Here is a 20,207-nt window from a genome sequence, read left to right on the forward strand (position 1 = left end):
ATCCCCAATCGATTAACAAGAAGCGTAGCCCAGCAGGAAAATGATCGAGATGGCAAAATGCGGCGGGTCGGCCGCGATTTTGCGCCACACGCGAGACACGATAAGTCGGTAAGGCCGTGCCGCGCGCCTTTATCGCGCAGCCCACATCGTCTGAAGCCAGTTTCCGCTGAAGCCGAAGAATACGAAAACCGTAGCCTGTCCCCCCGCGAAGCTCGACATGTGATGGACGAAGACCAGATAGGCGAGCCACAGGCGGAATCCCCCCGGTCCCGTCTGTCAGGCCAGCCTGCCGATCCAGTCGATGATCGGCGTCGTGCCCGCCTTCACAGCTGCTCAGCGCCCAAGAAAAAACCCCGACCGCTGGGGCCGGGGTTCATTCCTGTCTTCCATCGATGGACAATGCGTCAGTCGACGATTTCCACCAGATGCGGGACCTTGGCCACCGCGCCGCGCACTTCGGGAGTGTCCTGGCGTTCGACGACCTTGTGCATCTTGTTGAGACCCAGGCCGATCAGGATCTTGCGTTGGCTCTCAGGACGGCGGATCGGCGAACCGATCTGCTTGATCTTGATGGTTTTAGCTTTGGCCATCGTGCTTACTCCGCAATAGCGGCGGCTTCGGCTTCAGCCTCTGCCTCCGATGCACCACCACGACCGAGCAGGTCGGCGACCTTCTTGCCGCGACGCTGGGCAACCGACTTCGGCGAAGTCTGGTCGGTCAGCGCGTCGAAGGTGGCGCGGATCATGTTATAGGGGTTCGAGGTGCCGACCGACTTGGTCACCACGTCGGCGACGCCGAGGCTCTCGAACACGGCACGCATCGGACCACCGGCGATGATGCCGGTACCCGGAGGCGCGGTGCGAACGGTGACCTTGCCGGCACCGAAGTGACCCTTGCCGTCGTGATGGAGGGTACGGCCCTCCTTCAGCGGAACGCGGATCATCTTCTTGCGAGCAGCAGCCGAAGCCTTCTGGATCGCTTCCGGCACTTCGCGGGCCTTGCCCTTGCCGAAGCCGACGCGGCCCGAACCGTCACCAACGACTACCAGGGCAGCGAAACCGAAGCGCTTGCCGCCCTTCACCGTCTTGCTGACGCGGTTGATGTGGACGAGCTTCTCGATGATGCCGTCGTCTTCTTCCTCGCGGCGGTTGTTACGACGGTTGTCGCGACCACCACGGCCACGGCCACCGCCGTCACGGTTGCCACCACGGCCGCCACGCTGGCGCGGCTGGCCTTCGGCACCCTGTGCGGGATCCTGGTTGGCAGCTGCTTCCGAGGGAGTGTCGGCGATTGCCGGCTCTTCCTTGGTTACCGCGTGCTCGGTTTCCGCCGTTGCGACCTTTTCTTCGGTCTGCGCTTCGGCGTTTTCGTTGTTGTTTTCGTCAGCCATCATCAGAACTCCAGCCCGCCTTCACGAGCGGCGTCGGCCAGCGCCTTGACGCGGCCATGGAACAGGAAGCCACCGCGGTCGAAAACGACGGTGGACACGCCGGCCTTCTTGGCAGCGGCAGCGATATCGGTGCCGACCTGCTTGGCCGCATCGACATTCGCGCCCGAGCCCTTGCCGCCCAGCGTCGAGGCCGAGGCAAGCGTCTTGCCGGCGGCATCGTCGATGATCTGCGCGTAGATGTGCTTGCCGGTGCGGTGCACCGACAGGCGGGGCTTGCCACCGGCACGGCTCTTGAGAGCGGTACGGACGCGGCGACGGCGACGTTCGAAAAGAGAAAGCTTTGCCATCTTACTTCTTCTTCCCTTCCTTGCGGAAGATATACTCGCCGCGATACTTGATACCCTTGCCCTTGTAGGGTTCGGGCTTGCGCCATTTGCGGACGTTCGCCGCAAACTGGCCCACGGCCTGCTTGTCGATACCGCTGATTTCGACGGTCGTCTGGTCCGGGGTCTTCACCTCGATACCTTCGGGAACATCGAGATCGACGTCGTGCGAATAGCCGAGCTGAAGCTTGAGCTTCTTGCCCTGTGCCTGTGCACGATAGCCGACGCCGTTGATCTCGAGGACCTTGGTGTAGCCTTCGGTCACGCCTTCGACCAGGTTCGAAACGAGCGTGCGCTGCATACCCCAGTGGTTGCGAGCGGCGCGCGTGTCGTTGGCCGGCTTGACGCTGATTTCGTCGTTTTCGAGCTTGTATTCGACGAGATCGGACATGCCCATCGACAGGGTGCCCTTGGGACCCTTAACCGACAGCGTGCCGTCTTCGATATTGGCAGTGACCCCGCTGGGGATCGCTACCGGCTTCTTGCCGATGCGGCTCATCAGAACACCTCCGCCAGCACTTCGCCGCCGACGTTTTCGGTGCGGGCTTCCGCGTCGGAAAGCACACCCTTCGGCGTCGAGACGATGGTGATGCCGAGACCGTTGCGAACCACGGGGAGTTCTTTCGAACCCGCATAGACGCGGCGGCCGGGCTTGGAGACACGAGCGACGTGCTTGATAGCAGGTTCGCCCTCGAAATATTTCAGTTCGATCCGCAGCTGTGCGTGCTTGCCCGAAGTGTCGTCGCTGTAGCCACGGATGTAGCCTTCGCGCTGAAGCACTTCGAGGACGTTTGCACGCAGCTTGCTCGCCGGCGAGAGGACGCTGTCCTTCTTCGCCTGCTGGCCGTTGCGGATGCGGGTGAGCATATCACCCAGGGGATCGGTCATAGCCATCTGTCTTTACCTCACCAGCTCGACTTCGTGAGGCCCGGAATCAGGCCCTTGTTGCCGAGGTCACGCAGTTCGATACGGTTGAGGCCGAACTTGCGGTAATAGCCGCGCGGGCGGCCGGTGGTGGCGCAGCGGTTGCGTACGCGGGTGGGATTCGCATTGCGCGGGAGTTCCGCCATCTTCAGGCGAGCGATCAGGCGCTCCCCTTCATCGAGGCTTTCGTCGTCCGCGATAGCCTTCAGCTTCGCAAACTTATCCGCATACTGCTTCACGAGCTTCTTGCGACGCTCGTTCTTGTTGATCGAACTCAGTTTCGCCATTGGACTTAAGTTCCTTCCTTATCCTGCGATCCGGAAGCGGCTCACGCCGCCTCCTTCTCTTCCGACTTTTCAGCCGGGAACGGGAAGCCGAACAGCTTGAGGAGCTCGCGAGCTTCCTCGTCGGTCTTCGCCGTGGTTGTCACGATGATATCCATGCCCCGAACCTTCTCGATCTTGTCGTAGGAGATTTCGGGGAAGATGATCTGTTCCTTGAGGCCCATTGCATAGTTGCCACGACCGTCGAACGACTTGGCGTTGAGGCCACGGAAGTCGCGGATGCGGGGCATTGCAATGGTGACCAGGCGGTCCATGAATTCGTACATGCGATCGCGGCGCAGGGTAACCTTCGCACCGATCGGCATGCCTTCACGCAGCTTGAACTGCGCGATCGACTTCTTGGCCTTGGTGATGACCGGCTTCTGGCCGGCAATCAGTGCCATTTCTTCGGCTGCAGTCTGGACCTTCTTCTTGTCCTGGCTGGCTTCGCCCACACCCATGTTGAGCGTGATCTTTTCCAGCTTCGGGACTTCGAGACGGTTCTTGTAGCCGAACTTCTCGGTCATCGCCTTGACGATCTGGTCGTCGTAGCGCTGCTTCATACGGGGGGTGTAATCAGCCATCGATGGTCTCCCCACTCTTCACGGCGACGCGCACCTTCTTGCCGTCCTTCGAGGTTTCGAAGCGGACACGGGTGGGCTTGCCATCCTTGGGATCGGCCACAGCGACCTTGCTGATCGACATCGGCGCTTCGAAACGCTCGATGCCGCCCTGCGGGTTCTGCTGGGTCGGCTTGCGGTGACGTGCAGCGACGTTGACGCCTTCGACGACGATCTTGCCTTCCTTCGGCATGACCTTCGCGACGGTGCCGGTCTTGCCCTTGTCCTTGCCGGACAGGACGACGACGCTGTCACCCTTCTTGATCTTAGCGGCGGCCATTACAGCACCTCCGGAGCAAGCGAGATGATCTTCATGAAGCCGCGGCCGCGAAGTTCGCGGACCACCGGGCCGAAGATACGGGTGCCGATGGGTTCTTCGTTCTTGTTGACGAGAACTGCGGCGTTGCTGTCGAAGCGGATCACGCTGCCATCGGGGCGGCGCACGTCCTTCTTCGTACGCACGATGACGGCGCGATGGACATCGCCCTTCTTCACCTTCGTGCGCGGCTGGGCTTCCTTGACGGAAACCACGATCACGTCGCCGACGGACGCGGTACGGCGCTTCGAGCCGCCCAGTACCTTGATGCACTGGACGCGCTTGGCGCCGCTGTTGTCCGCGACGTCGAGATTGGATTGCATCTGGATCATCGATCCGGTTCCTTCTCTTGGCTTGCCGGGACAAGTGCCCGGCAGTTCCTAAAACGTCAGTTGCCTGCGGCTTCGACTTCGAGGTCGGCCTCGACAGCCTGGGTTCCGCCTGCCGTCACCCGATCCTTGACCATCCAGGTCTTGGTTTTCGAGATCGGCTTGGTTTCTTCGATGCGCACGACGTCGCCGAGTGCGTACTCGTTCTTCTCGTCGTGAGCGTGGTACTTCTTCGAGCGGCGAATGATCTTCCCGTAGAGGGGATGCTTCACCTTACGCTCGACGAGCACGGTTACGGTCTTGTCGGTCTTGTCGGAGGTGACGGTGCCGATAAGGATACGCTTTGGCATGGTCTACTCCTTACGCCTTGGCTGCCGCTGCGCGGGCGCGTTCGCCCTGCAGGGTCTTGATCTTGGCGATCGAACGACGGACTTCACGGATGCGTGCCGGGGCTTCGAGCTGGTTGGTCGCAGCCTGGAAACGCAGGTTGAACTGTTCGCGCTTGAGCGTGGTCAGCTCTTCGTCCAGCTGGTCGTCGCTCTTCTGGCGCAGATCTTCGATCTTGCTCATTATTCGCCTCCGAGGTGCGAGGTGTCGCCCAGGCGGGCCACGACCTTGGTCTTGACCGGCAGCTTCATCGCCGCGCGGCTGAACGCTTCGGCGGCCAGCGGGCCGGCAACGCCGTCGAGTTCGAACAGGATGCGGCCCGGCTTCACGCGAGCTGCCCAGTATTCGACCGAACCCTTGCCCTTACCCTGACGGACTTCGGCAGGCTTCTTCGAAACCGGCACGTCCGGGAAGACGCGGATCCAGAGACGACCCTGGCGCTTGATGTGACGCGTGATCGCGCGGCGAGCCGCTTCGATCTGACGTGCGGTGATACGCTCGGGCTCGAGAGCCTTCAGCCCGTAGGAGCCGAAATTGAGCGAGGTGCCGCCCTTGGCGTTGCCATGGATCTTGCCCTTGAACGCCTTGCGGTACTTGGTTTTCTTCGGTTGCAGCATGGTTCTTTCCTATACCTGCAATCAGCGAGCCGGACGGACGCCGGACGTCTGCGATTCCATCATGAGACGGTCCTGCGCGGTCGGGTCGTGGCCGAGGATTTCGCCCTTGAAGACCCACACCTTGATCCCGATGATGCCATAAGCGGTCAGCGCTTCGGCTTCAGCGTAATCGATGTTGGCGCGCAGCGTATGCAGCGGCACGCGGCCTTCACGATACTGTTCGACGCGGGCGATTTCAGCACCGCCGAGACGGCCGCCACACATGATCTTGATGCCTTCTGCACCAAGACGCATGGCCGACTGCATCGCGCGCTTCATCGCACGGCGGAATGCCACGCGGCGGATCAGCTGGTCGGCAATGCCCTGGGCGACGAGCTTGGCATCGACTTCCGGCTTGCGGATTTCGACGATGTTCAGCTTCACTTCGCTTTCGGTCATCTTCGACAGCTGCGCACGCAGCTTCTCGATGTCCGCGCCCTTCTTGCCGATGATGACGCCGGGACGCGCAGCATAGATCGAAACGCGGCAGAGCTTTGCCGGACGCTCGATCACGACCTTCGAGATAGCGGCCTGGGCAGCGTTCTCGAGGATGTACTTGCGGATCTCGATGTCCTCGGCCAGCAGCTTGGCATAGTCACGCCCTTCGGCGTACCAGCGGCTGTCCCAGGTGCGGTTGATCTGCAGGCGCAGACCGATCGGATTGCTCTTATGGCCCATCTTACGCCTCCTCCTGCTCGCGGACGACGATGCGCAGGCGGCTGAACGGCTTCAGGATGCGCGTCGACTTGCCGCGACCACGGGTGTGGAAGCGCTTCATCGTGATCGACTTGCCTACCGAAGCCTCGGCTACGACCAGCGAGTCGACATCGAGGTTGTGGTTGTTTTCCGCGTTGGCGATCGCCGAGGCGAGAACCTTCGTGGCATCCTTGGCCATCGACTTCTTCGAGAAGGCCAGGATGTTGAGGGCCTCTTCGGCCTTCTTGCCGCGGATCAGTTCGGCAACGAGGTTCAGCTTCTGGGCCGAACCACGAATGGTCGTGCCCACTGCCAGAGCTTCGTTGTCGGCAACGCGACGGGGTGCTTTCTGCTTGCTCATCAGCGCTTACCCTTCTTGTCGGCAGCGTGACCGGGGAACGTGCGCGTGGGCGCGAATTCGCCGAGCTTGTGGCCAACCATCTCTTCCGAGACGGAGACCGGGATGAACTTGTGGCCGTTGTACACGTTGAACGTGAGACCGACGAACTGGGGCAGGATGGTGCTGCGGCGCGACCAGGTCTTGATCGGCTTTGTGCTGTTGGCGTCCTGCGCCTCTTCTGCCTTCTTCAGAAGGCTGAGTTCGACGAACGGACCTTTCCAGACGGAACGAGCCATGTCGGATTACCTCTTCTTCTTCGCGTGGCGCGAACGGATGATCATCTTGTCCGTCTGCTTGTTGTTGCGCGTACGGGCGCCCTTGGTCGGCTTGCCCCACGGAGTGACCGGGTGACGGCCGCCCGAGGTCCGGCCTTCACCACCGCCGTGCGGGTGGTCGACCGGGTTCTTGGCGACACCGCGGGTCAGCGGCTTGATGCCCATCCAGCGACGACGACCGGCCTTGCCCAGATTCTGGTTCTGGTTGTCCGGGTTCGACACTGCACCGACGGTGCCCATGCAGTCGGCACGCAGATAGCGCTGCTCGCCTGAATTGAGCCTGACGATGACCATGCCGCGGTCACGACCCACCAGCTGGACGTAGGCACCTGCCGAACGGGCGATCTGGCCGCCCTTGCCCGGCTTCATTTCCACGTTGTGGCAGATGGTGCCGACCGGCATCTGGCCGAGCAACATGGCGTTGCCGGGCTTGGTGTCGGTCTTCTCGGCCGCGATGACCTTGTCGCCAACAGCAAGACGCTGCGGAGCCAGGATGTAGGCCAGTTCACCGTCGTCATACTTCACGAGTGCGATGAAAGCGGTGCGGTTGGGATCGTATTCGATCCGTTCCACGGTGCCTTCGACGTTCCACTTGCGACGCTTGAAGTCGATGAAGCGGTACTTCTGCTTGTGACCGCCGCCGATGCCACGCGAGGTGACATGGCCCTTGTTGTTACGGCCACCGGTCTTGCGCTTCCCTTCCGTCAGCGACTTGACGGGCTTGCCCTTGTACAGGCCCGACTTGTCGACGAGGATGAGGCCGCGGCGCGCGGGGCTCGTCGGTTTGTAGTTCTTGAGTGCCATCAGCTCACACCTTCCGTGATGTCGATCATCGAACCCTCAGCGAGAGTGACGATCGCCTTCTTCACGTCGTTGCGCTTGTAGGGCTTGCCCTTCCAGCGCTTGGTCTTGCCCTTCACGTTGATCGTGTTGACCGCGACGACTTTGGCCTTCTGGTCAGCGTAGATCGCCTCCACAGCTTCCTTGATCTGCGGCTTGGTCGCATCGCCTGCGACCTTGAACACGACCGCATTGTTCTCCGAAGCCATGGTCGACTTTTCGGTGATGTGCGGAGCGAGGATCACGTCGTAGTGACGTGCGTCGGTTGCCTGCTTCTTAGCCATTGAAACGGCCCTCCAGCTTCTCGACAGCGTCCTTGGTGAGGACCAGCGTGTCGTGCTTCAGGATGTCGTAGACGTTGGCACCCATGGCCGGCAGGACGTTGACGCCCGGCAGGTTTCCGGCAGCCTTCTTGAAGCCGTCGTTCACGCTTTCGCCGTCGATGACGAGGACCTTGCCGGCCCAGCCATTCTTGTCGAACATGCCCTTCAGAGCCTTGGTCTTGGCGTCCTTGAGCTCGAGGCTGTCGACGACAACGAGGCCGTCCTTAGCCTTGCTCGAGAGAGCCATCTTGAGACCGAGAGCGCGGACCTTCTTGTTCAGCGACTGCTCGAAGTCACGCTTGCGCGCACCGTGAGCCTTGCCGCCGCCGATAAAGATCGGAGCGCCGCGGTCGCCGTGACGTGCGGTACCGCCACCCTTCTGGCGGCCGAACTTCTTGCCCGTGCGGGCAACGTCCGAACGCTCGCGGGTGGGGCGTGCGGTGGCGCGACGGTTTTCGAGCTGCCAGGTGACAACGCGGTGCAGGATGTCGGCACGCGGCTCGACGCCGAACACATCGTCGTTCAGCTCGAGATCGCCCGACGCCTTGCCGTCGATTTTCTGGACCTTCACCTTCACGGATCAGCCCTCCTTGTTCTCGTCCGAGCCGGTGTCGGCTGCGGGCGTATCGGTGGTGGTTTCGGTATCCGCACCAGCTTCCTGCTCGGCCATCAGCTTTTCCTGCTGCTCGGCGGAAACTTCGGTGCCGACTTCATGCTCGGCGGCGCTTTCGATCAGGCCCGCATCGGCTTCGTCCGATTTGAACTCGTCCTGGTTGCGGTACATCACGCCGGGGAACGGCAGGTTCTCCGGCATGTCGACCTTGACGGCGTCGCGAACCATCAGCCAGCCGTTCTTCGCACCCGGGACCGAGCCCTTGACGAAGAGCAGGCCGCGATCGGCGTCGGTGCGCACGATCTCGAGGTTCTGCTGCGTACGCTGGCGGTCACCCATGTGACCGGCCATCTTCTTGCCCTTGAACACGCGGCCCGGATCCTGGCGGTTACCCGTCGAACCGTGCGAACGGTGCGAGATCGAGACACCGTGGGTGGCGCGCAAGCCGCCGAAGCCCCAACGCTTCATGGCGCCGGCAAAGCCTTTACCCTGGGTGTGGCCGGTGATGTCGACCTTCTGGCCGGCAACGAAGTGTTCGGCGGAAATGCGGGCGCCGACCGGAAGCAGGGCTTCCTCGCTGTCCACGCGGAATTCACCGACCTTCATCTTCAGCGCGACCTCTGCCTTGGCAAAAGCTTCGCGCTGCGGCTTGTTCACATTCTTCTGCTTCGCTTCGCCCGAACCAACCTGGACGCCATAATAGCCGTCACGGTCTTCCGTGCGATGTGCGGTGACCTGGCAGTTTTCCAGGCTGAGAACGGTCACGGGAACGTGCCGTCCGTCTGCCTGGAAAAGGCGGGTCATCCCGACTTTCTTCGCGATAACGCCTGTGCGCATCGTCAAACTCCTCAACAGAGGCACCAAGGAGCTCATCCCCAAGGTGCTTGCCAGCCCGATTGTGCGATGCGCGCCCCCGTCCGGGCTGATTGCCTCCCGAAGGAAGCAGACGGGGGACGCAGTCCCGGATGAAATCCGGCGGTATCCCGATGTCTTGCCTGATCTTGCGATCGGGCGGGGCTATCGAGTGCCCCTGAAACTTCCCTGCCGCTTTAAGGTCCGGCAGGAGGACCGAAACCAGGTCGCTTAGGCGAGCTTGATTTCAACGTTCACGCCTGCAGCGAGGTCGAGCTTCATCAGCGCGTCGACGGTCTGGGCGTTGGGCTGCACGATGTCGAGCAGCCGCTTGTAGGTGCGCACCTCGAACTGCTCGCGCGACTTCTTGTCGATGTGCGGGCCGCGGTTCACGGTGAACTTCTCGATGCGCGTCGGCATGGGAATGGGACCACGAATAAGGGCACCCGTGCGGCGCGCGGTGTCTGCAATCTCTCCAGTTGCCTGGTCGAGAACGCGATGGTCGAACGCCTTGAGGCGAATGCGGATATTCTGTGCTTCCATTACCTACACCGATGCGAAAGAGCCAAGCGGACCAGCGGGTGGCCCGCAAACAAAAAGAAAGGTCAGCCCCACTGTGAGCCCGGTTTCCCGGTTGCGGGCGACCTTCCATGAATTCTCTAAGCAGGGACGAATCCCTGTCCTGTGGGCGCGCATATACGGGGGAGACCCCGTTCTGGCAACCCCCGATTTCCGCCAGCGTGAACAGGCATTCATCGGGTGCGGCGAACCGTGCATTTCTGCCGTTTTCACCGCTCACACTTAAAGCAAAGGCCCGCCCTCCCCTCACGGGAGGACGGGCCCAAGCTAAATCAGCCGTAGCTTACTTCTGGATCGAAGCAACAACGCCCGAGCCGACGGTGCGGCCGCCTTCGCGGATTGCGAAGCGCAGGCCTTCGTCCATGGCGATCGGAGCAATCAGCTTGACGTTGATCGTCACGTTGTCGCCCGGCATCACCATTTCGGTGCCTTCGGGAAGGATCACTTCGCCGGTGACGTCGGTGGTGCGGAAGTAGAACTGCGGACGGTAGTTCGCGAAGAACGGCGTGTGACGGCCGCCTTCGTCCTTCGAGAGGACGTAGACTTCGGCGCTGAACTCGGTGTGCGGCGTAACCGAACCCGGCTTCGCCAGAACCTGGCCACGCTCGACCTCTTCACGGCCGACGCCGCGGATCAGGGCACCGATGTTGTCGCCGGCTTCACCGCGATCAAGCAGCTTGCGGAACATTTCGACGCCGGTGACGGTCGTCTTGGTGGTGTCCTTGATGCCGACGATTTCGACTTCGTCGCCAACGTTCACAACGCCGGTTTCGACGCGGCCGGTAACAACCGTACCACGGCCCGAAATCGAGAACACGTCTTCGATCGGCATGAGGAACGGCTTGTCGACCGGACGATCGGGGGTCGGGATGTTCGCGTCGACGGCGTCCATCAGTTCCTTGATCGAGTTCTCACCGATTTCCGGATCACGGCCTTCGAGAGCAGCCAGGGCCGAACCCTTGACGATGGCGATGTTGTCGCCGTCGAAGTCGTACGAGCTCAGAAGTTCGCGAACTTCGAGTTCGACGAGCTCGAGGATTTCCTCGTCGTCGACCTGGTCGACCTTGTTCATGTAAACGACCAGGGCCGGAACGCCGACCTGGCGGGCAAGCAGGATGTGCTCGCGGGTCTGCGGCATCGGGCCGTCAGCTGCGTTCACGACCAGGATGGCGCCGTCCATCTGGGCTGCACCGGTGATCATGTTCTTCACGTAGTCGGCGTGACCCGGGCAGTCGACGTGTGCGTAGTGACGTGCGTCGGTTTCGTATTCGACGTGTGCGGTCGAAATGGTGATGCCGCGCTCACGCTCTTCGGGAGCCTTGTCGATGTTTGCGAAATCGACGGCCGAACCGAGAACCTTGGTGATTGCTGCGGTCAGCGTGGTCTTGCCGTGGTCGACGTGGCCGATGGTGCCAACGTTAACGTGCGGCTTATTACGCTCGAATTTTTCCTTCGCCATTTTCCAATAACCTCTAACTTGAATGTGAATTTCTGCGGGATGGAAACGGCGCCCGCGGAATCAGGCGCCGCCCCTAGACCGGACCGCTCGCTTACGCAAGCTTCTCCTTGACTTCCTGTGCGACGTTGGCCGGAACCTCGTCGTAGTGGCTGAACTGCATCGTGTATTGGGCGCGGCCCTGGGTAAACGAGCGCAGTTCGTTGACGTAACCGAACATGTTCGCGAGCGGCACGTTGGCTTCGACGGCCTGGGCGTTGCCGCGGCTGTCGGTGCCCTGGATCTGGCCACGACGCGAGTTGAGGTCGCCGATGACGTCGCCGAGGTAATCCTCGGGGGTCACCACTTCAACCTTCATGATCGGCTCGAGCAGCTTGATGCCCGAACGCTCGGCCACTTCGCGCATTGCACCGCGACCGGCGATTTCGAACGCAATCGCGCTCGAGTCGACGTCATGGTACGCACCGTCATACAGCTCGACCGTGAAGTCGATGATCGGGAAGCCGACGAGATGGCCGCTCTCGGCCTGCTCGCGGAAGCCCTTCTCGATGGCCGGGATGTATTCCTTCGGAATGTTACCGCCCTTGATGCTGTCTTCGAAGACGAAGCCCTGGCCGCGCTCACCCGGGGTGACCTTGACCTTGACGCGGCCGAACTGGCCCGAGCCACCCGACTGCTTCTTGTGGGTGTAGTCGACGTCGACCGGCTTGCCGAGGTATTCGCGATAGGCAACCTGCGGTGCACCGACGTTCGCCTCGACCTTGAATTCGCGCTTCATGCGATCGACGAGGATGTCGAGGTGAAGCTCGCCCATGCCCTTGATGATCGTCTGACCACTTTCGTGGTCGGTGGTGACGCGGAAGCTCGGATCTTCGGCAGCCAGGCGGTTTAGAGCGACGCCCATCTTTTCCTGGTCGGCCTTGGTCTTCGGTTCGACCGAAAGCTCGATCACCGGCTCGGGGAATTCCATGCGCTCGAGGATGATCGGAGCGGAGGATGCACACAGTGTGTCGCCGGTGGTGGTTTCCTTGAGGCCTGCGATTGCGACGATGTCGCCAGCGAATGCTTCATCGATGTCCTCGCGGTTGTTCGAGTGCATCAGCAGCATGCGGCCGATCTTTTCCTTCTTGTCCTTCACCGAGTTCAGGACGCTGCCCTTGGCGAGCTGGCCCGAATAGATGCGGGTGAAGGTGAGCGAGCCGACGAACGGGTCGTTCATGATCTTGAAGGCGAGAGCCGCGAAGGGAGCATCGTCCGACGAAGGACGGGTGTCTTCCTTGTCGCTGTCGGGCAGGACGCCCTTGATGGCCGGAACGTCGAGCGGCGACGGCATGTAGTCGACAACCGCGTCGAGCAGGGGCTGGACGCCCTTGTTCTTGAATGCCGAACCGCACAGCACGGGAACGAAGTCGCGCGCCATGGTGCCCTTGCGGATAAGACGCTTGAGCGTCGCCGCGTCGGGTTCGTTGCCCTCGAGGTACTGTTCCATGACATCGTCGTCCTGTTCGACGGCGGTCTCGACCAGCTTCTCGCGATATTCGGCGGCCTTGTCGGCGAGTTCGGCCGGGATTTCGGTGAACTCGTACTTCGCGCCGAGATCTTCGTTCTGCCACACGATGCCGCGCATGTTGACGAGGTCGACTACGCCCTTCAGGTCGGCTTCGGCGCCGATCGGGAGATAGAGCACCAGCGGCGTGGCGCCGAGGCGGTCGATGATCGACTGGACGCAGTAGTAGAAGTCTGCGCCGGTACGGTCGAGCTTGTTGATGAAGCACATGCGCGGAACGCCGTACTTGTCGGCCTGGCGCCAGACGGTCTCGGATTGGGGTTCAACACCGGCGACTCCATCAAAAACGGCCACTGCGCCGTCGAGCACGCGCAGCGAACGTTCGACTTCGATGGTGAAGTCGACGTGGCCGGGGGTGTCGATGATGTTGATGCGGTGCTTGGGCATGCCTTCACGCATCGCTTCGGGCGAGCTCATCGGGTCCTTGGTCGCGTCTTCCGCGGTCCAGAACGTGGTGGTCGCAGCCGAGGTGATGGTGATGCCGCGTTCCTGCTCCTGCTCCATCCAGTCCATGGTCGCGGCGCCGTCGTGGACTTCGCCGATCTTGTAGGACTTGCCGGTGTAGTAGAGGATGCGTTCGGTCGTGGTGGTCTTGCCGGCATCGATGTGGGCCATGATGCCGATATTGCGGTACCGCTCGAGCGGATATTCGCGTGCCATGTGGAATTCCTCGTGGGGTGTTCGGGACAACGGATTCGCCGCCCCTTTGGAAAACTAATGTGACCGTCCGGCGACCGTTCCGCGCAAATAGGGAACGGTCCCCGAACCGGTGCTTACCAGCGGTAGTGCGAGAAGGCGCGGTTCGCGTCCGCCATGCGGTGCGTGTCTTCGCGCTTCTTGACGGCATTGCCGCGGTTGTTCGCCGCATCCATCAGCTCGCCCGAGAGACGGGCAGCCATGGTGGTTTCCGGACGACCGCGAGCCGCACCGATCAGCCAGCGGATGGCCAGCGCCTGTGCACGCTCGGGACGGACTTCAACCGGCACCTGGTAGGTCGCACCACCGACACGGCGGCTGCGAACTTCGACCTGCGGCTTGATGTTGTCGAGCGCTGCGTGGAACAGCTCGACCGGGTTCGCCTTGGCCTTGGCTTCGACGGTGTCGAGCGCGGTGTAGACGATACCTTCTGCAACGGCCTTCTTGCCGTCATACATCAGGTTGTTCATGAATTTCGAAAGGACCTGATCGTTGAACTTCGGATCAGGCAGGATTTCCCGCTTCTCGGGACGACGACGACGACTCATCTATCTTACTCCTAAACGGGTTCTTACTTCGGACGCTTCGCGCCGTACTTCGAGCGCGACTGCTTGCGGTCCTTCACGCCCTGCGTATCGAGCACGCCGCGAAGGACGTGGTAGCGAACGCCGGGAAGGTCGCGAACACGGCCGCCGCGGATGAGCACAACGCTGTGCTCCTGCAGGTTGTGGCCTTCGCCCGGGATGTAGGAGATGACTTCGCGCTGGTTGGTCAGGCGGACCTTGGCAACTTTACGCAGAGCCGAGTTCGGCTTCTTCGGGGTCGTCGTATAGACGCGGGTGCAAACGCCGCGCTTCTGCGGGTTCTGCTCCATCGCAGGGACCTTGCTCTTGGCCTTCTGCGGAACGCGGCCCTTGCGGACCAGCTGGTTAATAGTCGGCATGTGAGTTCTTTCTCTTCACCGTGTGATGGCGGCGACTAGCGGGTTGACCGGTGGTGTATCGGGTTCGTGCAGTTGCGACGCGCGCGGCGCATGAAGCACCGGGGCGGTCTGTTCGCACGAGCCTGAAACGCTCCACCCATCGGCCCACACGGCCACCGGGTTACTTTGACGGCTGCCCCGAACGGAAGTGACCTCCGCTGCAATAGAAAAGAGCCTCATCGCATTAGCGACAGGCCCCCGGGACATGACCGGCAATGTTCAGCTCTATCTGGCCGGAGTGGGAGACACGCAGGGCGATTCCCTCACCGGATGGGCGCGCACATAGTGCGGGAGGAGGGATGGGTCAAGGTCATCCCTCTGGAACTGAAGGTAGGTCCTCGACTCCCTCATCATCATTCGCCGCGACCAACGAGGCCAATTCGACATCTAAAATTTCTTCGACTTCGCCCGACTCAAGGCGTTCGACGCCCTTTGCCTTTCGCGTATCACGGATGATCTGGTTTAGCTTAAATACCGCATCTTCAGATTCGATGGCTTGAAGTTTTTCAGCAAGTTTCGCAGCTTTCCCCTCATCAACGATTGCCAGCGCGGCCAAAATCTCGACGCTTCCGTCGATTCCCGTTTCAATGCCCTGCGTAAAAGCCAACCAATCGACGATCCGGCCCGGATTGTCGGCATAAACGCTAAGCCTACCATGCAATAGATCGATGAGAACTTTATCCCATGTCGCAAAAATGAACCCTTCACTGGCATGAGCATTCAACTTGGAGCAAACTGCTGCATCATGCTTTACAACGACCTCTGGATGATGCGGCTTTTGTTCAGCTATCTCGTCTTTGATTGCCTGGTCATACCTGCCATCCCAAACGACGAATATCTGATGAGCTTCCATTAATCCTCGAATGACACGTTCCGCGTTGCCAATGGTTGAGCCGCGTCGAATCCCAAAATGTTCGAGGAATTCTTGTAGCGAAAGTAGCTCTTCGCCCTTCGCTTGTGCTCTCTCGGAAATCGCGGCGTAGTGACTCAAATAGGCGTTGGGCGAGGCGCGCATTACGCCTCGAAGCTCTGGTTCGAAGGTTGAGTAGAGGTCAAGAAAGTCGAGCGCTTTGTGGCCATGAGAAGCCATTTCATTCAGGTACGGCTTGGGAATAAATAACTCAAATCCGTGCCCGTCAGAAACCTCCTTCATAACTGATGAAGCGGATGAGTAACCGGTCGCATCTGAACCGAATTCTAAGCCAAACAAAAGTGGCAAGGTCACGCTTGTATCCAAAACGAGCTTTATTTCTCTAACGCCACCAAACGCCCGCATAATATCGAAGGTGTTTGAAGAGAAAAGCTTGTCGATCGTTCCGATGTAACTGTATTTGGCCACCGTGCCGAGATTCGCGATGATTTCGTTTATCTCTGAGCGCTTTCGAGTCAGCCCATGGGCTTTAAGGAATCCAGCGAGCTCGTCATCTATAGCACCGGACCATCCAGCCTTTTGCGATCGAATTGTCAATTCGATGGAAATGTCCAAAAGCTCTTCTGCGACATCCTGAGGCAATTCCAATCGGTCTGAAATTGTCTGAATGTCCGCAGCCCTCACGGCGATGAGTTCGCTTTCCGCACTATCCACCTTTGCTTTCGCAGAATCCGACAGAGCCATCGCACTTTTCGGCCCTGTGATTTCCCCTGCTATGCGAAGGCGACTGAGGGACGATCTCGCCAAACGCTCTGGAGTAACTCCCGGGAGTATGCCCGCAATCCCGGCGATAGCCTCTTCTTCACTCGCACCGGTATGAAAACGGAGCCAAGACAAGGCGACGGAGTCCGCAGTCGCCTCCCTTAGTTCACTTGCCTCATCGCCGAAAAGCAGAGCAACGCTTGCGGCGATGTCAGAAACCGAGAACTTTGTGTTCCCCTTAACTTCTACGCCTAGCAACTTATAACTTTGCGCGATACGACCTGGCTGTGACAAGTTCGTAGCGATCCTACTCGAATCATAAATTGTGAGTTCGAGCTGATTTTTATAAGGGTAGGAAGAAAGAAAATTGGCCTCCGCCCGAGGAGTTATTCGTCGATTAGTTAGAAAAAGAATATGTCTTGCGCCTGACTTGAGCGCTTTCAGCGACTCCTCCTTTATTTTCTTTTCCCAATCTTTTCTGACGGATAATTGAATCTGTACATGTTTTCGGTCGGACTCGACGTCCTTGCCCCCGTCATAAGGTCCGTCGACAACGTGCAAGTCGCCGTAACCGAGCTGTCTTAGTTGAAGGAGCGCCACATCATAGAATGCGTGCTCGTCTGCAGATTCGATGAGTCGTTTCAGTCCGCTGAAATTCATAACTTCCGTTGGTACTGAGCATATTGGGCCTTGTCGACTAGGCTGAACCGGCCAAAAACTGTTTTCCTACTTCGCAGTTTTTTGTTTTCGTCCCTCAAACGCCGGGCGCCGCACGTCCGTGCGGCTTGGCTTCGACCTAACCGGCCGGCGCGCGGTCGCGCTTGCCTCGCCTAGCGGCTCGGTGATTTCGCCAGATAGAGAGGGACCTTTTAATGTCGGACCACCCTACCCCTACCCGCGCCATTCCAAGCCAGGCCACCTCCGCCGTCGCGCATCTTGCGCCTGAGCCGGAGGACGACGATCCGCTGCTCGGTTTCGCGCCCTATCTCCACACGGCGCCCCGTCGCAATTCGATCACGCCGGAGCTCCAGCGCCGTTTCGTCTCCACGCTCGCCGCCACGGGCATCGTCAGGCAGGCCGCCAAGTCCATCGGCAAGTCGCTGGAGGCGCTCTACAAGCTGCGCGCGCGGCCCGGGGCGGAGGGGTTTGCGGAGGCCTGGGACGAGGCGCTGGAGCGCGGGGTGCAGCGGCTGGAGGATTGTGCGCTCGAACGCGCATTGTGCGGCACGCCGACGCCGATCGTCTCTGCCGGCAAGCTGCTGGGCACCTGGGACAAGCCCGACAACACCCTCCTGCGCTTCCTCCTCCAGCACCGCCTGGCCGAACGCTATGGCACGCAGAAGCTCGTGCCCGGCCACCCCTTGTACGAAAGCATCCGCGCCGAAGTGCTGGCCGAGGTGCAGCAGCCGCACCGCGAAACCGCCGAGGAAAAGGAAGCCCGCCGCCACGCCCGCGCGATCGAGCTATACGGCTATGATCCGATGGAGGAATACGGCGAGGATGAAGAGTAGCGCCAGAACCGGGCCGGCGGAGGCCCGGCAAGCGCGACCGCGCGCCCGCAGGGGCCCGTAGCGAAGCGAAGGAACAGCCCCGAGGATGCACCGACGGAGGTCGGTGCGTAACTACAAAAATTCCTATACACTACCGCTATGGCCCTCGCCCCGGACATCACCATCCATACGCGGCTGGAAAACGGCACCCCCGTCTGCATCCGGCCGATCCGCGAGGACGATGGCGAGCGGATGCGTGTCGGGATCGGGAAGATGAGCCCCCGGTCGCGCTATTTGCGCTTCTTCTCCGGCGCGGCGAGCCCGCCCGACTGGGTGATCGAGCGGCTGACCGAGGTCGACGGGCACGACCACATCGCCTGGGGCGCGATCGACACCTCCGCCCCCGACAAGCCCGCCATCGGCGCGGTCCACGCCTTCCGCGAGGCGGACGATCCGGACAGCGCCGAGTTTTCCGTGGGCGTGCTCGACGAGTTCCACGGGCAGGGCCTCGGCAAGCTGCTGACCGCGACCATCTTGCTCCATGCGCGCGGCGAGGGGCTGGACGCGTTCTCGGTCAATATCCTCGGCGACAATGCGAGCGCGCGCGCTTTCGCCCGTGCGCTGGGTGCCCGCTACGAGCGGATCGAGAGCGGCGTGATGGAATTCGCGCTGGATGTGGAGGAGGCGATCGCCCAGCTGCGCGCCGAATGCGATCCGCCGGGCATGGCCGATGTCTTCGCCGCCTTCGCGGATCAGCCTTCGGGCAACGGGTCGGACGCCAGCAAGCCGTAGATCGCCACGTCGCACAGCCCCTTGTGCGTCGTCTCGTGCTCGCGGAAAAGCGCCTCGCGGGTGAAGCCGAGCCGTTCCAGCAGCCGGATCGAGGCGGCGTTCTCCATATCCACCTCGGCGAGGAGCTTGCGGTGGCCCTCTTGCCCGATCAGATGGCGCACCAGCGCGGCGGTGCATTCGCGCGCTACGCCCTCGCCCTGCCGGTGGGCGCAGGTGATGTAGCCTATCTCGGCCACGCCATCCTCATGCGCAGGGATTGCGACGAAGCGCCCGGCCACCTCGCCTGCTGCATCTTCGGCGATCCAGGTGCGGCCGTTCCATGTGGGTTCGGCGAGCCAGCCCCACAGTTCCTCCTCGCTCTCGAATAGCGGGCGCGTGAGATAGCGGCACTGCCCCTCGTCCGAGAGCGTGGGCAACAGCGCCGCCGCATCCGAGCGCCGCAGCGGGCGCATGGTGAAGCGTTCTGTGCGGAGGGTGGGTGTGCTATTCACCGCTCAGGAAAGCGACGAGTGCCTTGACCTTCTTGGTCCGCCATTGTGGCGTGGGCGCGACCAGCCAGTAGGCGCGCGTGCCGGTTTCAGGCCCGTCGAGCACTTCGAGCCGGCCAGCCTCGATCGCTTCCTTGGCGAGCAGTTCGGGCAGGATCGCCTTGCCCAGCCCCGCCATCGCGCCCGAGAGCGCCTGTCCGGCATTGCTCACCGTGACATGCGCCTGCACGCCTTCCTGCAGCGGCAGGCCCCAGTCGATCCAGCGGTCGGGCGCACCGGGGGCAGCCACCGTCACGCGGCGCGCGGCGGCGAGTTCGACGCCTTGGAGATCGCCCGGCCCATCGACCAGACGGATCGCGCAATCGAGGTTCGCCTCGGTGAAATCGGCATTCTCGTCGGCCACGAAGGCGAACTTGATGTCGGGGTTCTGCTTGGCGAATGCCGCCAGCCGCGGGGCGAGCCACTGGGCGTAGAATTCGCGCGGACAAGCGATGGTGTAGCTGTCGCTGGCCTGCCCGGCCTGCATGGCGGAGACACTTTCCTCGAACTTGAGGAACCCTTCGCGCAAGGCGTCGAGCCCCGCCGCGCCTTCCTGTGTGAGCTCCAGCCCCTTGCTGGTGCGGCGGAACAGCACCGTGCCGAGGTGATCCTCGAGCGCGCGGATCTGCTGGCCGACGGCAGCCGGCGTCACCGCCAACTCGTCAGCCGCGCGGGTGAAGCTGAGGTGGCGGGCCGCGGCGTCGTATACGCGCAGGGCGTTAAGGGGCAGATGCGTGCGCTTCATGGTCTCACGCGTTTAGCAATGTTGCGCCGCAGCACAAGATGCGGGCCAAAAGGATAGGAATGCGAGGGTGTTAGAGCGCGCCTTCGAGCCACTGCTTGAGCTGGCCCTTGGGCGCAGCGCCGCGCATGTTGGCGACCGGCTCGCCGCCCTTGAACAGCACGAGATAGGGGATCGACTGCACGCCCATCGCACCAGGCACGCCGGTGTTTTCCATGATGTCCATCTTGGCGATGGTGACCTTGTCGGAAAGCTCTTCGGAAAGTTCCTCGAGCGCCGGGGCGATCATCTTGCACGGCCCGCACCAGTCGGCCCAGAAATCCACGAGAACGGGCTTGTCGCTATCGAGAACGTCCTTCTGGAAGCCTGCGTCGGTGACGTTGATGGTGGCCATGGGTAACTCCTGATCTGTGTCT

At 61.5% G+C, this 20,207-nt stretch carries 30 protein-coding genes; 2 read left to right on the forward strand and 28 right to left on the reverse strand.

Translation table 11 applies throughout. The features are described 5' to 3' along the window. Positions 1 to 404: 404 nt before the first annotated feature. The 25 genes from rpmD to K3178_RS12215 form a co-directional block, all read right to left on the reverse strand. Positions 405 to 590 (reverse strand): 50S ribosomal protein L30, encoded by a 186-nt coding sequence (rpmD, locus tag K3178_RS12095; protein WP_221571702.1) that lies wholly within the window; start codon positions 588 to 590, stop codon positions 405 to 407. A gap of 5 nt (positions 591 to 595) precedes the next feature. Further along, positions 596 to 1,393 (reverse strand): 30S ribosomal protein S5, encoded by a 798-nt coding sequence (rpsE, locus tag K3178_RS12100; RefSeq protein ID WP_247713768.1) that lies wholly within the window; start codon positions 1,391 to 1,393, stop codon positions 596 to 598. Next, entirely contained in the window at positions 1,393 to 1,737 is a 345-nt protein-coding gene (rplR, locus tag K3178_RS12105) for a 50S ribosomal protein L18 (protein WP_221571703.1), read from the reverse strand. Before rplR ends, rpsE begins: the two co-directional genes overlap by 1 nt. 1 nt (position 1,738) lies before the next feature. Then, positions 1,739 to 2,272, reverse strand: coding sequence for a 50S ribosomal protein L6 (rplF, locus tag K3178_RS12110; protein ID WP_221571704.1), 534 nt, complete (start codon positions 2,270 to 2,272; stop codon positions 1,739 to 1,741). Then, positions 2,272 to 2,667: a 30S ribosomal protein S8 gene (rpsH, locus tag K3178_RS12115; protein ID WP_221571705.1), complete on the reverse strand. Its 396-nt coding sequence runs from the start codon at positions 2,665 to 2,667 to the stop codon at positions 2,272 to 2,274. The genes rplF and rpsH overlap by 1 nt, the downstream gene beginning before the upstream one ends. An 11-nt stretch (positions 2,668 to 2,678) precedes the next feature. Next, positions 2,679 to 2,984, reverse strand: coding sequence for a 30S ribosomal protein S14 (gene rpsN / locus K3178_RS12120; protein ID WP_040963574.1), 306 nt, complete (start codon positions 2,982 to 2,984; stop codon positions 2,679 to 2,681). A gap of 41 nt (positions 2,985 to 3,025) precedes the next feature. Further along, positions 3,026 to 3,604 carry a 50S ribosomal protein L5 gene (rplE, locus tag K3178_RS12125; protein ID WP_221571706.1) on the reverse strand — a complete coding sequence of 193 codons (579 nt, stop codon included), beginning with the start codon at positions 3,602 to 3,604 and terminating at the stop codon, positions 3,026 to 3,028. Then, the gene (gene rplX, locus K3178_RS12130) at positions 3,597 to 3,920 is read right to left on the reverse strand and encodes a 50S ribosomal protein L24 (protein WP_221571707.1); all 324 of its coding nucleotides are present in this window, start codon (positions 3,918 to 3,920) and stop codon (positions 3,597 to 3,599) included. Before rplX ends, rplE begins: the two co-directional genes overlap by 8 nt. Beyond that, positions 3,920 to 4,288 carry a 50S ribosomal protein L14 gene (rplN, locus tag K3178_RS12135; protein ID WP_006831888.1) on the reverse strand — a complete coding sequence of 123 codons (369 nt, stop codon included), beginning with the start codon at positions 4,286 to 4,288 and terminating at the stop codon, positions 3,920 to 3,922. The genes rplX and rplN overlap by 1 nt, the downstream gene beginning before the upstream one ends. A gap of 56 nt (positions 4,289 to 4,344) precedes the next feature. Further along, positions 4,345 to 4,635 (reverse strand): 30S ribosomal protein S17, encoded by a 291-nt coding sequence (gene rpsQ, locus K3178_RS12140; RefSeq protein ID WP_221428659.1) that lies wholly within the window; start codon positions 4,633 to 4,635, stop codon positions 4,345 to 4,347. Between the two features lie 10 nt (positions 4,636 to 4,645). Further along, on the reverse strand, positions 4,646 to 4,855 hold the full coding sequence (rpmC, locus tag K3178_RS12145; protein ID WP_221544684.1) for a 50S ribosomal protein L29: 210 nt from the start codon (positions 4,853 to 4,855) through the stop codon (positions 4,646 to 4,648). Next, on the reverse strand, positions 4,855 to 5,289 hold the full coding sequence (rplP, locus tag K3178_RS12150) for a 50S ribosomal protein L16 (protein WP_221571708.1): 435 nt from the start codon (positions 5,287 to 5,289) through the stop codon (positions 4,855 to 4,857). Before rplP ends, rpmC begins: the two co-directional genes overlap by 1 nt. 21 nt (positions 5,290 to 5,310) lie before the next feature. Continuing rightward, positions 5,311 to 6,006, reverse strand: a complete 696-nt coding sequence (gene rpsC, locus K3178_RS12155) for a 30S ribosomal protein S3 (RefSeq protein ID WP_221571709.1) — start codon at positions 6,004 to 6,006, stop codon at positions 5,311 to 5,313. A 1-nt stretch (position 6,007) separates the two neighbouring features. Further along, positions 6,008 to 6,385 (reverse strand): 50S ribosomal protein L22, encoded by a 378-nt coding sequence (gene rplV / locus K3178_RS12160; RefSeq protein WP_006831883.1) that lies wholly within the window; start codon positions 6,383 to 6,385, stop codon positions 6,008 to 6,010. Then, on the reverse strand, positions 6,385 to 6,660 hold the full coding sequence (rpsS, locus tag K3178_RS12165) for a 30S ribosomal protein S19 (RefSeq protein ID WP_160728631.1): 276 nt from the start codon (positions 6,658 to 6,660) through the stop codon (positions 6,385 to 6,387). Before rpsS ends, rplV begins: the two co-directional genes overlap by 1 nt. Before the next feature lie 6 nt (positions 6,661 to 6,666). Beyond that, positions 6,667 to 7,503: a 50S ribosomal protein L2 gene (gene rplB, locus K3178_RS12170; RefSeq protein ID WP_221571710.1), complete on the reverse strand. Its 837-nt coding sequence runs from the start codon at positions 7,501 to 7,503 to the stop codon at positions 6,667 to 6,669. Continuing rightward, positions 7,503 to 7,823, reverse strand: coding sequence for a 50S ribosomal protein L23 (locus K3178_RS12175; RefSeq protein WP_221571711.1), 321 nt, complete (start codon positions 7,821 to 7,823; stop codon positions 7,503 to 7,505). The genes rplB and K3178_RS12175 overlap by 1 nt, the downstream gene beginning before the upstream one ends. After that, positions 7,816 to 8,439, reverse strand: a complete 624-nt coding sequence (gene rplD, locus K3178_RS12180; RefSeq protein WP_221571712.1) for a 50S ribosomal protein L4 — start codon at positions 8,437 to 8,439, stop codon at positions 7,816 to 7,818. The genes K3178_RS12175 and rplD overlap by 8 nt, the downstream gene beginning before the upstream one ends. Before the next feature lie 3 nt (positions 8,440 to 8,442). Continuing rightward, positions 8,443 to 9,312 carry a 50S ribosomal protein L3 gene (gene rplC, locus K3178_RS12185; RefSeq protein ID WP_221571713.1) on the reverse strand — a complete coding sequence of 290 codons (870 nt, stop codon included), beginning with the start codon at positions 9,310 to 9,312 and terminating at the stop codon, positions 8,443 to 8,445. A 246-nt stretch (positions 9,313 to 9,558) separates the two neighbouring features. Beyond that, positions 9,559 to 9,870, reverse strand: a complete 312-nt coding sequence (gene rpsJ / locus K3178_RS12190) for a 30S ribosomal protein S10 (protein WP_006831877.1) — start codon at positions 9,868 to 9,870, stop codon at positions 9,559 to 9,561. Between the two features lie 319 nt (positions 9,871 to 10,189). Further along, positions 10,190 to 11,365, reverse strand: a complete 1,176-nt coding sequence (tuf, locus tag K3178_RS12195; RefSeq protein ID WP_221571714.1) for an elongation factor Tu — start codon at positions 11,363 to 11,365, stop codon at positions 10,190 to 10,192. Positions 11,366 to 11,456: 91 nt separating this feature from the next. Beyond that, positions 11,457 to 13,589 (reverse strand): elongation factor G, encoded by a 2,133-nt coding sequence (gene fusA / locus K3178_RS12200; protein ID WP_221571715.1) that lies wholly within the window; start codon positions 13,587 to 13,589, stop codon positions 11,457 to 11,459. A 113-nt stretch (positions 13,590 to 13,702) separates the two neighbouring features. Next, positions 13,703 to 14,173 carry a 30S ribosomal protein S7 gene (rpsG, locus tag K3178_RS12205; protein ID WP_221571716.1) on the reverse strand — a complete coding sequence of 157 codons (471 nt, stop codon included), beginning with the start codon at positions 14,171 to 14,173 and terminating at the stop codon, positions 13,703 to 13,705. Between the two features lie 23 nt (positions 14,174 to 14,196). Beyond that, the gene (gene rpsL, locus K3178_RS12210) at positions 14,197 to 14,568 is read right to left on the reverse strand and encodes a 30S ribosomal protein S12 (RefSeq protein ID WP_006831873.1); all 372 of its coding nucleotides are present in this window, start codon (positions 14,566 to 14,568) and stop codon (positions 14,197 to 14,199) included. A gap of 349 nt (positions 14,569 to 14,917) precedes the next feature. Beyond that, entirely contained in the window at positions 14,918 to 16,900 is a 1,983-nt protein-coding gene (locus K3178_RS12215; RefSeq protein WP_221571717.1) for a hypothetical protein, read from the reverse strand. 212 nt (positions 16,901 to 17,112) lie between these two features. On the opposite strand from K3178_RS12215, the gene K3178_RS12220 reads away from it, so the two are divergent. Both K3178_RS12220 and K3178_RS12225 read left to right on the forward strand, forming a co-directional pair. Continuing rightward, on the forward strand, positions 17,113 to 17,751 hold the full coding sequence (locus K3178_RS12220; protein WP_247713769.1) for a hypothetical protein: 639 nt from the start codon (positions 17,113 to 17,115) through the stop codon (positions 17,749 to 17,751). 138 nt (positions 17,752 to 17,889) lie between these two features. Next, the gene (locus K3178_RS12225) at positions 17,890 to 18,522 is read left to right on the forward strand and encodes a GNAT family N-acetyltransferase (protein ID WP_221571718.1); all 633 of its coding nucleotides are present in this window, start codon (positions 17,890 to 17,892) and stop codon (positions 18,520 to 18,522) included. Here K3178_RS12225 and K3178_RS12230 read toward each other — a convergent pair. The 3 genes from K3178_RS12230 to trxA all read right to left on the reverse strand — a co-directional run bounded on the left by K3178_RS12230 (position 18,483) and on the right by trxA (position 20,185). After that, a complete protein-coding gene (locus tag K3178_RS12230; RefSeq protein WP_221571719.1) occupies positions 18,483 to 18,974 on the reverse strand; it encodes a GNAT family N-acetyltransferase in 492 nt (163 codons plus the stop codon). The genes K3178_RS12225 and K3178_RS12230 overlap by 40 nt on opposite strands. A gap of 31 nt (positions 18,975 to 19,005) precedes the next feature. Then, positions 19,006 to 19,794 (reverse strand): LysR substrate-binding domain-containing protein, encoded by a 789-nt coding sequence (locus K3178_RS12235; RefSeq protein WP_221571720.1) that lies wholly within the window; start codon positions 19,792 to 19,794, stop codon positions 19,006 to 19,008. Positions 19,795 to 19,864: 70 nt separating this feature from the next. Beyond that, a complete protein-coding gene (gene trxA, locus K3178_RS12240; RefSeq protein ID WP_221571721.1) occupies positions 19,865 to 20,185 on the reverse strand; it encodes a thioredoxin in 321 nt (106 codons plus the stop codon). Between the last annotated feature and the right edge of the window lie 22 nt (positions 20,186 to 20,207).

It is taken from the genome of Qipengyuania sphaerica (assembly GCF_019711595.1).
Lineage (GTDB): Bacteria > Pseudomonadota > Alphaproteobacteria > Sphingomonadales > Sphingomonadaceae > Qipengyuania > Qipengyuania sphaerica.

What these genes read in the sequence shown, in the direction of transcription:
- rpsJ (WP_006831877.1), bottom strand. Translation starts at nt 9,870, where the DNA reads ATGGAAGCACAGAATATCCGCATTCGCCTCAAGGCGTTCGACCATCGC.
- rplE (WP_221571706.1), bottom strand. Translation starts at nt 3,604, where the DNA reads ATGGCTGATTACACCCCCCGTATGAAGCAGCGCTACGACGACCAGATC.
- rplP (WP_221571708.1), bottom strand. Translation starts at nt 5,289, where the DNA reads ATGCTGCAACCGAAGAAAACCAAGTACCGCAAGGCGTTCAAGGGCAAG.
- K3178_RS12230 (WP_221571719.1), bottom strand. Translation starts at nt 18,974, where the DNA reads ATGCGCCCGCTGCGGCGCTCGGATGCGGCGGCGCTGTTGCCCACGCTC.
- rpsC (WP_221571709.1), bottom strand. Translation starts at nt 6,006, where the DNA reads ATGGGCCATAAGAGCAATCCGATCGGTCTGCGCCTGCAGATCAACCGC.
- rpsG (WP_221571716.1), bottom strand. Translation starts at nt 14,173, where the DNA reads ATGAGTCGTCGTCGTCGTCCCGAGAAGCGGGAAATCCTGCCTGATCCG.
- K3178_RS12225 (WP_221571718.1), top strand. Translation starts at nt 17,890, where the DNA reads ATGGCCCTCGCCCCGGACATCACCATCCATACGCGGCTGGAAAACGGC.
- rplC (WP_221571713.1), bottom strand. Translation starts at nt 9,312, where the DNA reads ATGCGCACAGGCGTTATCGCGAAGAAAGTCGGGATGACCCGCCTTTTC.
- trxA (WP_221571721.1), bottom strand. Translation starts at nt 20,185, where the DNA reads ATGGCCACCATCAACGTCACCGACGCAGGCTTCCAGAAGGACGTTCTC.
- rplB (WP_221571710.1), bottom strand. Translation starts at nt 7,503, where the DNA reads ATGGCACTCAAGAACTACAAACCGACGAGCCCCGCGCGCCGCGGCCTC.
- rpsH (WP_221571705.1), bottom strand. Translation starts at nt 2,667, where the DNA reads ATGGCTATGACCGATCCCCTGGGTGATATGCTCACCCGCATCCGCAAC.
- rpsL (WP_006831873.1), bottom strand. Translation starts at nt 14,568, where the DNA reads ATGCCGACTATTAACCAGCTGGTCCGCAAGGGCCGCGTTCCGCAGAAG.
- rplF (WP_221571704.1), bottom strand. Translation starts at nt 2,272, where the DNA reads ATGAGCCGCATCGGCAAGAAGCCGGTAGCGATCCCCAGCGGGGTCACT.
- rpmC (WP_221544684.1), bottom strand. Translation starts at nt 4,855, where the DNA reads ATGAGCAAGATCGAAGATCTGCGCCAGAAGAGCGACGACCAGCTGGAC.
- rpsQ (WP_221428659.1), bottom strand. Translation starts at nt 4,635, where the DNA reads ATGCCAAAGCGTATCCTTATCGGCACCGTCACCTCCGACAAGACCGAC.
- K3178_RS12175 (WP_221571711.1), bottom strand. Translation starts at nt 7,823, where the DNA reads ATGGCTAAGAAGCAGGCAACCGACGCACGTCACTACGACGTGATCCTC.
- rpsS (WP_160728631.1), bottom strand. Translation starts at nt 6,660, where the DNA reads ATGGCTCGTTCCGTCTGGAAAGGTCCGTTCGTCGAACTCAGCCTTCTG.
- rplR (WP_221571703.1), bottom strand. Translation starts at nt 1,737, where the DNA reads ATGGCAAAGCTTTCTCTTTTCGAACGTCGCCGTCGCCGCGTCCGTACC.
- rpsE (WP_247713768.1), bottom strand. Translation starts at nt 1,393, where the DNA reads ATGATGGCTGACGAAAACAACAACGAAAACGCCGAAGCGCAGACCGAA.
- K3178_RS12215 (WP_221571717.1), bottom strand. Translation starts at nt 16,900, where the DNA reads ATGAATTTCAGCGGACTGAAACGACTCATCGAATCTGCAGACGAGCAC.
- rpmD (WP_221571702.1), bottom strand. Translation starts at nt 590, where the DNA reads ATGGCCAAAGCTAAAACCATCAAGATCAAGCAGATCGGTTCGCCGATC.
- rplV (WP_006831883.1), bottom strand. Translation starts at nt 6,385, where the DNA reads ATGAGCAAGCAGAAAGCACCCCGTCGCGTTGCCGACAACGAAGCTCTG.
- fusA (WP_221571715.1), bottom strand. Translation starts at nt 13,589, where the DNA reads ATGGCACGCGAATATCCGCTCGAGCGGTACCGCAATATCGGCATCATG.
- tuf (WP_221571714.1), bottom strand. Translation starts at nt 11,365, where the DNA reads ATGGCGAAGGAAAAATTCGAGCGTAATAAGCCGCACGTTAACGTTGGC.
- K3178_RS12220 (WP_247713769.1), top strand. Translation starts at nt 17,113, where the DNA reads ATGTCGGACCACCCTACCCCTACCCGCGCCATTCCAAGCCAGGCCACC.
- K3178_RS12235 (WP_221571720.1), bottom strand. Translation starts at nt 19,794, where the DNA reads ATGAAGCGCACGCATCTGCCCCTTAACGCCCTGCGCGTATACGACGCC.
- rplX (WP_221571707.1), bottom strand. Translation starts at nt 3,920, where the DNA reads ATGGCCGCCGCTAAGATCAAGAAGGGTGACAGCGTCGTCGTCCTGTCC.
- rpsN (WP_040963574.1), bottom strand. Translation starts at nt 2,984, where the DNA reads ATGGCGAAACTGAGTTCGATCAACAAGAACGAGCGTCGCAAGAAGCTC.
- rplN (WP_006831888.1), bottom strand. Translation starts at nt 4,288, where the DNA reads ATGATCCAGATGCAATCCAATCTCGACGTCGCGGACAACAGCGGCGCC.